The organism is Mesorhizobium sp. M8A.F.Ca.ET.208.01.1.1 (assembly GCF_004791315.1).
Classification (GTDB): Bacteria; Pseudomonadota; Alphaproteobacteria; order Rhizobiales; family Rhizobiaceae; genus Mesorhizobium.
In genome coordinates, this window is sequence record NZ_SRUT01000013.1 from 38,167 (window position 1) to 52,108 (window position 13,942).

10 protein-coding genes and 2 pseudogenes are annotated in these 13,942 nt (G+C 57.8%); 5 read left to right on the forward strand and 7 right to left on the reverse strand.

The window, feature by feature from the left end:
- Nucleotides 1-172 precede the first annotated feature (172 nt).
- The 4 genes and pseudogenes from EN851_RS31940 to EN851_RS37435 all read left to right on the forward strand — a co-directional run.
- A complete protein-coding gene (locus EN851_RS31940; RefSeq protein ID WP_245520860.1) occupies nt 173-1,381 on the forward strand; it encodes a site-specific integrase in 1,209 nt (402 codons plus the stop codon).
- Nucleotides 1,378-2,745: a tyrosine-type recombinase/integrase gene (locus EN851_RS31945; protein ID WP_135930803.1), complete on the forward strand. Its 1,368-nt coding sequence runs from the start codon at nt 1,378-1,380 to the stop codon at nt 2,743-2,745. The genes EN851_RS31940 and EN851_RS31945 overlap by 4 nt, the downstream gene beginning before the upstream one ends.
- A complete protein-coding gene (locus EN851_RS31950) occupies nt 2,742-3,653 on the forward strand; it encodes a tyrosine-type recombinase/integrase (protein WP_210234945.1) in 912 nt (303 codons plus the stop codon). Before EN851_RS31945 ends, EN851_RS31950 begins: the two co-directional genes overlap by 4 nt.
- Nucleotides 3,650-4,371, forward strand: a pseudogene (locus EN851_RS37435) (IS110 family transposase); the annotation flags it as partial. The gene EN851_RS31950 and the pseudogene EN851_RS37435, both read left to right, overlap by 4 nt.
- A 270-nt stretch (nt 4,372-4,641) precedes the next feature.
- Here EN851_RS37435 and EN851_RS36815 read toward each other — a convergent pair.
- Nucleotides 4,642-4,998, reverse strand: coding sequence for a transposase (locus tag EN851_RS36815; RefSeq protein ID WP_210234946.1), 357 nt, complete (start codon nt 4,996-4,998; stop codon nt 4,642-4,644).
- Between the two features lie 646 nt (nt 4,999-5,644).
- On the opposite strand from EN851_RS36815, the gene EN851_RS31970 reads away from it, so the two are divergent.
- Entirely contained in the window at nt 5,645-6,220 is a 576-nt protein-coding gene (locus tag EN851_RS31970) for a GNAT family protein (RefSeq protein ID WP_135930806.1), read from the forward strand.
- A 366-nt stretch (nt 6,221-6,586) separates the two neighbouring features.
- On the opposite strand, the pseudogene EN851_RS31975 reads toward EN851_RS31970, so the two are convergent.
- The 6 genes and pseudogenes from EN851_RS31975 to EN851_RS32000 form a co-directional block, all read right to left on the reverse strand.
- Nucleotides 6,587-7,943: pseudogene (locus EN851_RS31975) on the reverse strand (IS5 family transposase).
- A 351-nt stretch (nt 7,944-8,294) separates the two neighbouring features.
- On the reverse strand, nt 8,295-9,221 hold the full coding sequence (locus tag EN851_RS31980) for a LysR family transcriptional regulator (RefSeq protein ID WP_135930807.1): 927 nt from the start codon (nt 9,219-9,221) through the stop codon (nt 8,295-8,297).
- Nucleotides 9,222-9,380: 159 nt separating this feature from the next.
- Nucleotides 9,381-10,781: an FAD/NAD(P)-binding oxidoreductase gene (locus tag EN851_RS31985; protein WP_189521978.1), complete on the reverse strand. Its 1,401-nt coding sequence runs from the start codon at nt 10,779-10,781 to the stop codon at nt 9,381-9,383.
- Nucleotides 10,768-11,067, reverse strand: a complete 300-nt coding sequence (locus EN851_RS31990; RefSeq protein WP_135930809.1) for a (2Fe-2S)-binding protein — start codon at nt 11,065-11,067, stop codon at nt 10,768-10,770. The genes EN851_RS31985 and EN851_RS31990 overlap by 14 nt, the downstream gene beginning before the upstream one ends.
- Nucleotides 11,064-12,233, reverse strand: a complete 1,170-nt coding sequence (locus tag EN851_RS31995; RefSeq protein ID WP_135930810.1) for an FAD-dependent oxidoreductase — start codon at nt 12,231-12,233, stop codon at nt 11,064-11,066. The genes EN851_RS31990 and EN851_RS31995 overlap by 4 nt, the downstream gene beginning before the upstream one ends.
- Nucleotides 12,181-13,938 (reverse strand): hydantoinase B/oxoprolinase family protein, encoded by a 1,758-nt coding sequence (locus EN851_RS32000; RefSeq protein ID WP_135930811.1) that lies wholly within the window; start codon nt 13,936-13,938, stop codon nt 12,181-12,183. Before EN851_RS32000 ends, EN851_RS31995 begins: the two co-directional genes overlap by 53 nt.
- Between the last annotated feature and the right edge of the window lie 4 nt (nt 13,939-13,942).

The window sequence follows — 13,942 nt, forward strand, 5'->3', positions numbered from 1 at the left end:
CCATAACTTGACTAATCACGAGGTCCCCGTAATGCGGAGGAACGTAGGTTAGACGGTCGCAGGCTGCGCCTTTCGCCATTTTCGGATCGGCTTGCTTTGCACTATTTCGTGCCGAACCTCTGCGGGTCCATCGACCAACAGAGGAGCCGCCAATGTCAATAGCCGTCACGAACTGATCGCCGCACTCAAATCCTCGCTTATCGGTCAGCGGTACAGCCCTGTTGTGGTGGGGAACTACTGCGCCTACGCGTCTGAATTTCTCGATTATCTGGTACAGCGGAGCATCGCGGTCGCGGACGTGATCGATGCGCACGTAGAACAATATCTGCGGCACGCGATCGTAATGTTCCGGAAACAGCGCGGGCGAGTTCCCAGCGCGCGCTGGCACGAGGTTCCACGCTCCGGAATTCACGCGCTGTTGCGGCTTGCTCACGGTCAATGGCCACCAGCTATCAAGCCTACCTGCATGGCCGACGTGGTCCGATTTGCAATCTGCGACGAATACGAAAACTGGCTGCGTGAGGAACGCGGGTTGGCTTGCTCCAGCGTCGCCGCGTTAATGTGGGAAGCCCGGAACTTCCTTGCCTGGCAGATCGATCGCGGCATCGACGGCTTGACGGACCTGAGCATCAGTGACGTTGACCGTTATATGGATGTGCGCGCGCCGAAACTGACGCGCTGCTCGCTGAAGGCTGTAGCAGAGCGGCTTCGCTTGCTGCTGCGTTATCTCCACACCATAGGGCGCGTCACGACGGACCTGTCAGGGCACGTCATAGCGCCGATGCTTTATGCATATGAAGGAGTACCTTCGGTCCTGGACCGCGGCCAGATCGTCGCTGTGCTGGAGAGCGCCAAGAAGGACAGGACATCGGCAGGATTGCGGGACCATGCGATCCTGCAACTCCTTGCAACTTATGGACTACGGTCTGGAGAGATCCGCCATCGACGAATTGAGGACATCGACTGGCGAACGGAAGCCATCCACGTTCGTCACAACAAGACGCGAGCTAGCACATTCCTGCCCCTGATGGAGCCGGTCGGCGAAGCGGTGCTTGCTTATCTGCGTTCCGGGCGGCCCATGACGGACGCCAGGGAAATCTTCATCCGCACGCGCGCGCCCTATCGCAAGCTCGACAAGCTGTACAGCGTGGTTCGGCGGCGGCTCCGTGACGCTGGCGTCGTACCGCCAGGGAAGTGTGGCCCACATATCTTCCGTCATGCGCGCGCGGTTGAGATGCTGCGGGTCGCGGTGCCTCAAAAGGTCATCGGCGATCTGCTGGGACACCGTTCGACTGGATCGACGGTTCCCTACCTCAAGCTCGCCACCGAGGACCTCAGGGCCATCGCGCTTGACGTTCCGGGAATAGAGGTGCCGGCATGACCGCCTGCTGGCCCGATCCCGACCGCGCGATCATTGGCCGCTATGTCGCGAGCCTTGATCTGCGCAGCACGAAAAGCCGGACCTGCTATCGGCAGGTCTTGCATGGCTTCCAGGATGTCGCCGAACGTCACGAGGTACTCGGTCAAGAGATGCTGCTGGCCTGGCTACGAGAATCAGCCATTCGCCGGGCGCCATCCACGCTCTTGCACCGCACCCGCATCATTGACCGGTTCCTCGAACGCCTGGTGGAAATCGGCGCGATCGAACACTATTCCATCGTCGCTCTGCGCGATGAGTGCAATATCAAGCAGTGCATGCCGATCTGGCGGGCATTGGCGTCGCGGGATCCGGAACAGGCTCTTGCCGAATTGCGTCAGGCCAGGCCGTTCGGCAGCGTGCTGGGCGAAATGATGGCCGAGCATGTCGCGATGATGCGGCGCAGAGGATACAAATACACTTCGCAGCCCCTGTTGCTCTTGCGGTTCGACCGGTTCCTGCAGACGTATCCGGGACCGGAAGCCGAACCGCTGAGCGCCATGATCGATCGATGGGCGGCAACGAATCTCACGCGTCACCGCGCGGAGGAATGCGAAAAACTCAAGCGCGTCTTTGCGAAAATCCTTCGTCACCGCGACCCGTCGATGCCTGTGCGGCGACCGGACCCGAGACCGAGGAAGGAGGCCGCCAAGCAATGGCGAAAGCCCCATATCTACTCGCCTGCCGACGTACGACGGATGCCCGACGTCACACGTACCTATCCGTCGCCACGGGCACCGCTTCGACCGCTGAGCATGTACACGATGCTGCTGCTGGCTTATTGCGCAGGCTTGCGGCGCGGCGAGCTTGCCCGTCTCGATCTTGGTGACGTTGATCTGCAGGACGGTACGATAACCATCCGGCAGACCAAGTTCTTCAAGACCCGGATCCTGCCGCTTCCCGACAGCGTTGTAGTCGAGCTTCGGGCGTACATCGATGTGCGGCGGCGTGCCGGTGGATCGCAGGACGCGCGCTCCGGCCTGTTCTGGCACGAGCGAGGCGACGGCCACTACACGCCGGAAATGATCACTTGGTTGCTTACTGACGTCATACGCCGCGCTGGGTTGAAGCCATTGCGAGGAAAAACAGAGCCTCGCGTTCATGACCTGCGCCACTCGATGGTTGTGAACAGGATCCTCGAATGGTACCGGACGGGCATCAACCCGCAGGATCGCCTGCCGTTCCTCGCGACCTATCTCGGTCATAGGGATATCAACTCTACCCTGGTCTACATCACCGTCACGCAGGACCTGCTGCATTACGCAAATGAGCGGTTCCGGGCGGTTGGCGCACCATGCCTCAATCTGGGGCAGGAGGCGCGGCCATGAGCAAGGTTGATCGGTTCCCGGACCTGATGCGCGCGTTCTTCTACGAATGGCTGGTCGAGCAGCGCAACGCGTCCATCCATACGGTTCGGTCATACCGCGATACCTGGCGGTTGTTGCTTCGGTTCGTCGCCCAGCGCACTGGGAAGAAGGTGGCTATGATCACGCTGACCGATCTGGCCGCCCGCGAGGTCGCCGCGTTCCTCAGCCACGCCGAACATGAACGCGGCGGTACGATCGGCACGCGCAACTGCCGGCTTGCCGCGATCCGCAGCTTCTTCCACTTCGTGGCCACCAAGAATCCCGGATCGATCGCGCAATGCGTGGAAATCCTCAACATACCAATCAAGCGTGCTCCGGTGTCGGAACCGAGCTATCTGGATCCGGCGGAAGTGACGGCGATCCTCGGTCAGCCAGACCGTTCGACCGTTGAGGGCATGCGGGATCATGCGCTGCGATCGTTCCTCTACAACAGCGGCGCACGAATACAGGAAGCGCTCGACCTGTGCCCCGAAGCAATCCGGTTCGAAAGCCCGAACTGCGTGCGCCTGACCGGCAAGGGCCGGAAGGAACGTATCTGCCCGCTCTGGCCGGAAACCGTGATGTTGCTGAAGAAACTGCTTGAACGGCAGCCACGGGCGCCAGACCAGCGGCTGTTCGTCAACCGATATGGTGAGCCGCTCAGCGCTTCGGGGGTCCGGTTCAAGCTCGCCGCCTACGTGAAGGCGGCCGCCGAAACCACGCCAACGCTGCGAGCCAAGCATGTAACGCCACATGCCTTCCGGCACGCCACCGCCGTGCACCTCATCTCGGCGTTCACGATCATCCGTAGCTGGCTCGGCCATGTGAGCCTAGACACGACCAACCACTATGCCAGGGCCAATCTGGAAACGAAGCGGAAACGTGATTAGTCAAGCGGCAGAAGAACGACGTCGCAGATGTGGAGGCGATCGTCGAAGCAGCGCAACGACCGACAATGCGCTTTGTCGAACCGAAGACCAAGGAGCAGCAGTCCCGGGCTAACGTGTTTCGCACCAGAGAGCAGTTGGTGAATCAGAGAACCGAATTGGTGAACGCGCTGCGCGCGCACCTCTATGAGTTCGGTTATGTTGCTCCGCAAGGCATCGGCCACCTGCGACGGCTGGCAGAAATCGTTGAGGACGAGAGCGCAGACCTGCCGGATCTGGTCCGCGACATCTGCAGCGCTCTCCTTGACGAGATCGACTAGTTGAGCAGCCGGCTCGCGGCATTGAAGAAGACGATCGACACGCTGTCCAAGCAAGCTGCAACATCTCGGCGCTTGCAAACCATGCCCGGTGTCGGCCCTATCGCTGCCCTTGCCATTGAAACCTTTACGCCACCAATGGAAGTCTTCAAGTTTGGTCGCGATTTCGCCGCCTGGCTCGGGCTGGTCCCTCGGCAGAAGTCGAGCGGCGGCAAGCAACGACTAGGGAAGGTATCGAAGATGGGCCAGCGCGATATTCGGCGGTTGCTCATCATAGGCGCCATGGCCGTGGTTCGATGGGCATCTCGGAGGCGCGCGCCCGACGGTTCCTGGCTTGCCCGCTTGATGTTGAAGAAACCGCGGTGGCAATCACGCTGGCCAACAAGATGGCGCGTGGCATCTGAGCCATGCTGACGAAACAGGAGGACTACCGGGATCCGGCGACGGTGCCTGCGTGATATGCAACAACGCACCTGAGACCGGCACGTCGGGAATGTGAGGAAGGCATGAACTGCAGGGCAATGATCGATCAGATCGGGGTCAGGAAAACCAGAGTCAAGTTGAGAGCCCACGCAAGCTCGCTTTGCTGATTTGGACATGATCCGCGCATCACCATACCGGCCCGCGGCATATGGAACGGCCGCAATCAAGGCCTGACACATGACCGCACTCGATCATATGTCCAATGCTTCAGGTTCTTCCTTGCAAAACGGCTGGCATCCACACAAGAACTTGACGCACACAACCGAAGTTTCTACCGCTTGTTCCGGCTTGGCATCGTCTTTTCCGGCCAACTCGGATGTTATGGCTTTCCAGCGGCGCTGACCGCCTTGCGATGGCATCCGACGGGCCTGACGCAACGCTTCGCCCAGGCTCTGGAGAAGATGCCAGTGGTCGGCGACCTGCGTTGCATCGGGCTCACCCCGGCGGGCGCCCTCGGCATAAACGCCGGCACCATCGCGAGCGATGATCTCGATGCCAGGATAGCGTTCCAGCCATGATGCGACCGTGTCGGCATATCGATCCGGCAATAGATCCAGAGCACGCGGTTGCCTTCAGATCGCAGATGATCGTTCCGTAGCGCTGTCCTTTACGCCAAGCCCAGTCGCCGATGCCGACCACACGCGGCGTTTGCGGCGGCTCGAACAGGGCCTTACGGACATCCGCAACAGCGTGTCGCCGCTCACGGGCATAGCAGTCTGTCCTACAGGCGCGAACCCGACTCGCCACCCACCGCAAAGCCGATCGCCGCCTGGCTTTCGCCGAGCCGCACCGTGCGCCGAGCTTCCGGTTAAACCGATCAGGAAGCCTGTCGGTGAAGATCCGTCGCAGGCGTTGTGAATTCGCGCATCGAAACCGTCGTGCGTGGAGCTGGATTTCGACCATCCGCCCTTGCCGGGCGGGCCGGAAGCAGGTTCGCCCTTCTCCAGCCAGCTGTCTCCGGCGGTGATCGCCATCACCTGAGCCTTGGAGTTCATCGGCACGGCCTCGAACGTGAAGGTTTGAGGAGCTTGTCAATCAGCGCCATCTGAGAACAAGATTTTTGCAGAGATTTAGTTCAACTTTAACCCAAGAACGCGCATTCAAGGATACCATGGACCCACGTTCGTTGTAGGCGCCGCTCAATTATGTAGGCGCCGCTCAATTATATGTGCGTCTCAGAAAAGGGCTCTTTTCATGTACATTCTAGAAACGCCGCGCCTGATCCTAAGGCCACCGTTGCATAGTGACGAGCTTCTACTACATGGACTTAATAGCGATCCGTTCGTGGTAAACGCCGTCAGGGATGGAGTCTATCCGACGAGAGACCAGTCGAAAGGTGAACTGCTTGAGCTAATCAATCATTGGGAGCACAATGGTTTCGGCTTATGGATGCTGTTCATCAAAGATGAAGGTCAAGCCGGAAAATTCGCCGGCTATTGTGGATTGATGCGTAGCGGCAAGTATCTGCCCGAAGACCCGGATAACGTGGAAATCGTAACAGGACTCCACCTTACAGCTTCGGGGAAGGGGATCGCCGTCGAGGCCGGCAGGGCAGCTGTCCAATTTGCTTTCGAACGTTTAAAGCTTGGGAAAGTGACTGGGTTCATTCTCCCAACGAACACGCGTTCGCTTCGCAAAAATATGAAGATCGGGTTTTTCTATGTCGGTGACAGAATTTACAATAATATGACGATGAGATATTTCGAGGTGTCTCCTACCACATTTGTAAAATCCCATAACGGATCGGCTTTTGATTGCAAAGACACATAATCGAATAGATCAGCGATTGGCGGATCCGATGGAGCATATCTGGTCTTCGACTGAAGCCACCATCCGCCCTTTCTTTGCAAGTTCACGCATCAGACCGCGGTAGCTTCATAAACAGCCGACCGTGAGTGACTGACTGTCGGTAGGCCTCGTAGGTCGCATCCCTGTTTGGAATACGCGTCGCGTAGCCCATCTTGGCCAGCGTTCATACGGGAGCGCGACAACAGGCCGGACATGTGCACGCAAGCGATACGATCAAAATAGTCGGCTGTGAAGAACGTCGATTTCGCTGACGGCGGTTGCGATTAGGGCCGGAAAGACGGGGCTGGCAAATGGGCGTCCGCCGGTTGGATCGTCCAGAGGCGGTGATTAGGCTGTTCGTGGCTGGATCGGCGGCGCTGCGGCGGTGGCGAGCAGCGCCAGGAAGAAGGCACACAAAAGCCTCAGCCAGTTGAGCAGGAGGCTGAAGTTGTAGCCGACGGCGGCAAGCACAGCGTTGTTGGCATCGCCCTCGGAGAAGGGCAGGAAGTTGCGGCCCATACGGTGGTCGTTCTTGAGATGGCCGATGACGGGTTCGACGGCGGCCCGGCGTCGCAGCGCCCGTTTGACGACCTTGGTGAGGCCGCGCTTGTAACCGGCGACATGGATCTTGAACATCTTGCCCTTCGGGGCGTTGTGGCCGCGATAGCCGGCATCGGTGACGATCTTGCCGAGGCTGACGCCGATGGTGTCCTCGATTGCCGGGATGATGGTGGCCAGCGTGTGGCCGTCATAAGGATTGCCGGGCAGCGCCTTGACATGGGCGACGAACTGGCCGCCGCGGCTGCGCTGCAGCGGGGTGGCGACGGAGACCTTTGACGCCGAACTCGTAGGGCTTGTGGGCTTTGCCCTTGCCAATGCACTCGACCTCCGGAGCGTGCAGGGAATACACCTTCTTGCCCCGCTCGCGCTGGCGCTGATCCCTGACGCGCCGGGCCAGCGACAGCGGCAGGGCAAAGACCTGCATCAGTTCCGGCCGCCCGACGAGCTTGCGGGTGATGTCGCGGATCACCGCTCCCAGCATGGTGCGCAGGCGCTTGAGCTGCCGGTTGGCCCGTTTGAACTGCTTGGCATGGGCATAGCGCTGATGCTTGATCAGCGCGATCTTGCCGACCCGCGCATAGGATTGGCGCAGGGCAATGCCATGCCTCTTGGCCAGCTTCACCAGCCGCTCACGGGCGCGATGCATCAGCTTGGCGTCGGTCGGGAAGGTGATGGCCTTTTCCTGCACGGTGGTATCGACGATTACCGCGCGGAAGTCCGACGGCTTGGCCGCCCCCAGCCTGGCCGCCGCGGCAAGACTTTCCTGGAGCAGCGCCATCAGCCGCTCTTCCCCCATACGCAGCCGCCAGCGCGTCAGTGAAGTGCGGTCGAAGGGCAAACGGTGCTGGAAGAACTCCTCGCCGCAGAACAGCTGGTAGTAGGGATTCTCCAGCCAGCGTTCGCACAGGCTTTCGTCGGACAGGTTGTGCATCGACTTGAGAATGGCCAGTCCCGCCATTAGCCGTGTCGGCAAAGGCGGCCGGCCGGGATCGTCGTCATAGACCTCGCCGAGCCGCTCTTCCAGGAAGCGCCAGTCGATCGTCTTGGCCAGCTTCACCAGCGCATGATCCATATTGAGGATGTGGTCGAGCCGGGATCGCAACAGGTCCGTCTGGCCGCTCTCGCGCCGTTCCTTCGGTCGCATCGCTCGCTTCCCTCGCTGCTTCGTCATCGCCTCGAATCACGCAGAACAAGCGCATCCAATTTGCCGGAAATCGCAGCCTCTAGCCACGAAATTCGGCAATCTGAAACCCGAAATCAGGGGAAATTGTTAAACGGAATCAAAGCATTCCGAGTTCTTCACGGACGACAAAATACCGCTCGACATCTTGCAAGGAGGGAGCCGTTTACACATGCCGGGACGTAGATCGGTTCATTTCGCTGATGCGCAGGTGAACGTGACCACGTAACACCCGCGTCCATTACACTGGAAGATCCCCTCCCGTGAACTCATCATGCGGCGATCAGGTATTCGCGCAAGACAAAGGCATCTATTCTAGGAGCCAGGTCTTTCATGAGGCTCAAACTCCGCCGGATATATCGACCGCTTTACGGTGTCATTCAGGATCTTGATGAATTTATCCACGGCGCGTGATCGAATTGCGTGTTCAGACAGCACAATCGCAAACCCGAACTTGACATCCGGTTTAAATTCAACAGCCACGACACTAGTCTCTCGGAACAAGGATGCGGCAAGCGGGTCGACCAGACCGACACCCAGTCCCATTTCAACCATTTTGCAAATCGTATAACCGGAGGTCGTCTCGATTAGGTTGTCGATCTTTACGTTTGATTCATTTCCGGCCAGAATCAACGCCTTGCCGATTGTAAGGTCTTCCGAGATTCCGATATTCGTCTCGTTCTTCAGGTCTTCGAGCGAGATTCTACTCAGACCGCTATTGGGATGTCCCGCCGGCAGAACACACTTGCAGAAAGGTTCATACACACGTTCGAGAATGACACCCGGATAGTCAACTGGAAATGCCGCAATGCCGACATCGACTTGCCGACTCGAAACCAAATCCAGAATCCTAAGTGAGCTGCGTACTTCAAGTCTTATCTTCAGGTTCGGGTAAGCTGCGTTCATCCTCACGATGGATCTCGGTACCACTTCAAGGGAGGCAGCGGGAAATGACGCAATGCGGAGCCTGTCATGCTTGAGATTGGCAATGTCTTTTGCTGCGCCTTCAAGATATTGAATGCCCGAATAGGTCCGCTGCACATATTTGAAAAACGCCTCACCTTCGGGAGTAGGTACGATCCTTCCCGGAATTCGGTCGAACAGATCGAATCCAACCGAACGTTCGAGATCCTTGATCAGGCGGCTTATACCAGGCTGGGAAACGTTCAGGAAATGAGCTGCGTCACTCACGCTCCCAGCAAGCATGACAGCGCGATATGCCTCAATTTGATTAAATTTCATCGACCGTTGCCGAGCGAAAGCCGACCAATTTCGGTGTAATACCACGAGATCGGCGCAGGATGAAGGCGGTGCACGCCCGAAAGCCTCGACTTCTTCATGGAATCCCTTGTTTCGACGACCGGATCACAGCTTTGGAGAGCCTACAATTCAAACGCTCCGTCAGGAAAACTCAATATCCGCCGCGAGGCTACTCGTTTCGACGCCGGCGAGGACTGCCAATGGGAAAGGCCGTATCGGAGAACGTATGGTATAGTATCCAACCTGGTCCGGCGACTTTCCTGTAGCGCGCGCGAACAATTCGGTGACTGTGAGCCCGCAATTGCGTCCCTGACAAGGGCCCATCCCACATCGAGTGAAAAATTTGGCCTGGTTCGGCCCTGCACAGCCAGCGGCTGCCAAACCGGTGATCTCGCCGGCGGCAATTTCCTCGCATCGGCATACCACGGTATTTTCCCGCGTCGGCATTCGGAACTGTATGGGCGGTCGATATAGCGCATCCAGAAATTTGCGTATTTCAGTAAGTTGGCGGAATTTTCGCTGGATGGATTTCCTGGTCTTCGGATCAATAATCCGCTTGTTGTTTTCTGCCATGTGAAGTGCCGCCAAACGCGCGGAATATTCCGCTGCCTTTGCTCCCATGATGCATGCATTGTCGCCGACCGCGAATATGCCAGGCACGCTCGTCTGCCAATTGCCATCGATCACAGGGTGAAAGCAGAGCTGTGAATCGTCCCATCTGATCTCACAGCCCAAATGTCTGTATAGCTGTATGTCGGGTACGATACCTTGATGGAGAAGAATGCAATCGGCTTCGATAGTTCCGGACTCGCGGGGAGTAGAATATTCGACAGCTTCCGCACGGTTGTCACCAAGAATTTTGATGTCTTGCACCTGGAGTGTCCGGCGGATGCCATGGGCAGACATAGTTTGGATCATCCGAATACCGTGGAAGAGCTGGCTAAGGCTCGTGAGCCCAAATGCGACATGGCGAATAGCACGCCAGTAGTTGCCGCGGGGCGTAGTGTCGAGCACAGCTCGGACGTCGGCCCCAGCCTTAGCCAATTGGCCCGCGACGAGATACAAAAGTGGGCCGCAGCCCGCCAGTACGATCCGTCCGGCAGGAATGGCCGAGCCAGATTTCATTGCTATTTGGGCAGCTCCAGCGGTCATGACGCCTGGCAAGGTCCACCCGGGAATCGGAAAAGGTCGCTCAAGCGCGCCCGTAGCAAGCATTATCGCTTCAGCTTCAACCGCTACCACTTCGCCTCTATGCACGAAGTATACTATCTTCTCCGCCGAGATATGCCAGACCACCGCTTCGGCCCTGATATCAAGGCTTATGTGCTTGGCGTTTCTCAGTAAATTTTCGCCATTCAAATAACTTTTCCCCAAGATCGACCGCATCTTGTCAGTCAGGTTCTCGAGATTGCGGTAAATCTGTCCGCCGGGCCGTTTCCCGTCGTCTAGGATAACAACAGATAGGCCTAGTTCGTGCGCCTGTAATCCGCCGGCCAATCCGGCAGGACCTGCGCCGATGATTACCAGATCACATTTTTTCACGGCTATTGTCCTGCGTTTCGATGACCATGCCATCACGAACTTCGGCTCTACAGGCCAGAACGTCAGCCACCCCGTTGACAATGATCCGGCATTCAAAACAGGCGCCCATCATGCAATAGGGTTGACGCGGTTTTCCCGACACCGGGTTGACATTGAAATGGTCGAGGCCGTTTTCCAGCAGCGCCAGTGCAAGCGTTTGGCCAACCCTGGCGGTTGCCGGCACGCCGTTGATCTGGATGTTTGTCCGCTCGGCGGCCTCTTCCTCAAAAATCGGGCGGAAACTCATGACCTCTTCCTTGAAAAGTCCGGAAATCGAGCCTCCAGGTTTCCTTCTTCAATTGCCGACGCTAGGTCTTGCGCATGCACGGGGGCGAGTGTCACCCCGCTGTGGACATTCACGGCATAGGCATTGGGATAGGAGTTCGAACGCAGGTAGAGCGGTATTCCATCCTCTGTGAACGTTCGCAGCCCGCCCCAGGCGCGCAAAAGCTGCGCATCGGCCAGATTGGGAAAACATGCTATGGCTTTCCTTGCAATGGCTGACATGACCTCCGGCGTGGTCCCGTTATCGAGTCCCACCTCTTCGCGAGAATCGCCGATAATGAAGGCGCCTTCACTCATCTGCCTGATTGTGTGGGTTGGATAACGTAGCGACTTCGGCAATTTGTTCGTAGCCAGAACCTGCCCCCTGACGGGTCGTATATCCATTGGGACGTCGACCATCGGTGCCAGCTGGTTGTTGCCAAGTCCTGCGGCCAGCACCAATTTGGCGCAGCTATATGTCGACTTCCCGGCTGTTACCTGGAAGTCGGACCCTGCTGGCCGGATCTCTGTGACAGCGCTGGATGGACGGTATTCGCCACCAATTGCGCCAAATGCCGAATGTAGTGCCCGGAAGAACTTCAGGGGGTTCACCGCGCCGTCCAGACGGCCGTAACAGCCACCGACCACCGAATTTCCAAGACCGGGAATGTGCTTGTCCAGTTCAACCCGCTCCATCATCTCATACGCGGCAGCCACGGGAAGATCATTGTCGAATTGTTTCCTCATCAATTCCACGCGATCTTTCCATTCCCCTTCCGACATGCAGAGATAAAAGGCCCCTTCGCGCTCCAGGCCGACGTCTATTCCGCTCAATTCTTTCAACTGCGAACTAAAGGCCGGCCATATCTTTGCCGCTTTGCGCGAAAGCTGCGCATAGGGTCGGAAGGTGTGGCCCTTGGTCTGGACCCAAATGAGGCCGAAATTACCCCGTGCGGCACGATTGTCGTCATCGCACCCGTCGAGCACGAGCACATCAAGGCCCCGCAGTCTCAGCCCAAGGGAAATGGAAATTCCCACCAGACCGCCACCGGCAACAATCACATCGAAGTTCTTTGACGGTGACCTCATAGATGGTTCATTCAGCCGCGTTGGTTGCGTCAAACGCTGGCTGCTCACTTTTTTCGACAATCTGCTCTATCCGTGATGGGCCGTAAGCTTTTTTCGCGAATGCGAGCGATGTCTTGCTGTTTTCGATATCGTCGATAACCTGTTTATCGCTTCTTTCACTGACAGGACCATATCCGCCGCCGCCCGGCGTTTCGATTCTTATACTGTCACCGGAATTAAGGACGAAGTTCGTAGTCTTGGAATCGAGTTCGCGTTCTTCGGCCGAACCGGAATTGAATAGTATTTTCGCACAACGCCCATCCTGGCCATCGCGCAGCCCGGGAGGCGGATATATATGGCCATCCGAGCGGACCGAGAAGATGACGTCGTCTTCTGTGGCGGCAATCTGCCGCGCGATGCCGAGACCACCTCGGTACTTGCCCGCGCCACAGCTGTCCTCCACCAGCGCATATTCATCAACGAGGAGATTGTATTCGTGCTCGAGGGCCTCCACGGGCAAATTGGAAGTATTGGTGACGTGAACCTGCACGCCGTCCATGCCATCGACTTCCGCTGTCCCTCCAGATCCTCCGCCAATAGTTTCCATGTAGACATAATCGTCGCCATTGCTTCGTTTTCCGGCAAAGCAGATACCGGGCACAATGTCCTGGCCCGACGCGATACCGCGTTCCTGCGGTAGCATTTGCGCAAGCGCTCCAATGACCGCGCGCGCGACCTTGTTCGCAGTGATCGATCGCGCGCCGACCGCTGCGGGGTGTGCGGGACTGACGATCGACCGCCCGGGGGTCTGAATCCCGATGCAGTCGAAAATGCCATGATTGGGCATCAACCCCGGATCGATCATCATTTTGACGCAATACACCACCGTCGCCTGCAGGGCATTGAACGGTATATTCATTGCACCCGCGGCTTGCGGACCGGTGCCTGAAAAGTCGAATAGTAGTTTGCCGCCGGATACGGATATCCGCACGGCGATCCTTACCGGTTCGTCGCCAATCCCATCGTCGTCGAGAAATGCCTCATAGCCGGCCTCTTTCGACGTGAACGTTGCGAGCTGATTGAGGAGGCGCTGCCGCGTATAGGCAATCATATCCGCTATTGCTGCCGTAAGGCGATCATCTCCGATATGATCGAGAAGTTCCTGAGCCATGACGATCCCGCGATCATTTGTTGCGAGTTGCACCCCCAGATCGAGCTCGCGTTCCTTGGGATCACGTGTATTCAGGGTGACGAGACGAACGATGTCATTCTGAACCTTGCCTCTGTGCCGCAGCCGGACAATCGGGATACGAATTCCTTCTGCAAATATTGTTTCGGCGGTACCCGAAATGGATCCCGGAACCACGCCGCCGACATCCGAATGGTGGGCGATATTTGCAAGAAAGAACGACAGTTTGCCATTGTAGAAGACCGGCGAGACCACAGTGATGTCGGGGAGGTGGGTGCCCCCGGCAACATAGGGATCGTTACACATGAAGGCGTCGCCTTCGCTGATTTCCTCCGGCGAAAACTCCTTCAGCAAATGGGAAACCGCGCCGACTGTGGAGCCCAAGTGCAGAGGAGTGTGGACTGTCTGGGCGAGAACCCGGCCAGTAGCGTCGAACAATCCTACAGAACAGTCGCGCCGTTCCTTTACATTCGTGGAAAAGGATGAACGCACGAGGATATGCAACATTCCCTCGACAATCGTCATCAAGCGGTTGTTGTAAACTTCCATCGAAATCGGATCGGAGACCGGTGCGCTGCCGCTATCTTTCTTCGTCATCTGC

Bases quoted from the DNA above. Each gene is read 5' to 3' on its own strand.
- EN851_RS31945 (WP_135930803.1), top strand. From the start codon at position 1,378: ATGACCGCCTGCTGGCCCGATCCCGACCGCGCGATCATTGGCCGCTAT.
- EN851_RS31970 (WP_135930806.1), top strand. From the start codon at position 5,645: ATGTACATTCTAGAAACGCCGCGCCTGATCCTAAGGCCACCGTTGCAT.
- EN851_RS31980 (WP_135930807.1), bottom strand. From the start codon at position 9,221: ATGAAATTTAATCAAATTGAGGCATATCGCGCTGTCATGCTTGCTGGG.
- EN851_RS31950 (WP_210234945.1), top strand. From the start codon at position 2,742: ATGAGCAAGGTTGATCGGTTCCCGGACCTGATGCGCGCGTTCTTCTAC.
- EN851_RS31990 (WP_135930809.1), bottom strand. From the start codon at position 11,067: ATGAGTTTCCGCCCGATTTTTGAGGAAGAGGCCGCCGAGCGGACAAAC.
- EN851_RS32000 (WP_135930811.1), bottom strand. From the start codon at position 13,938: ATGACGAAGAAAGATAGCGGCAGCGCACCGGTCTCCGATCCGATTTCG.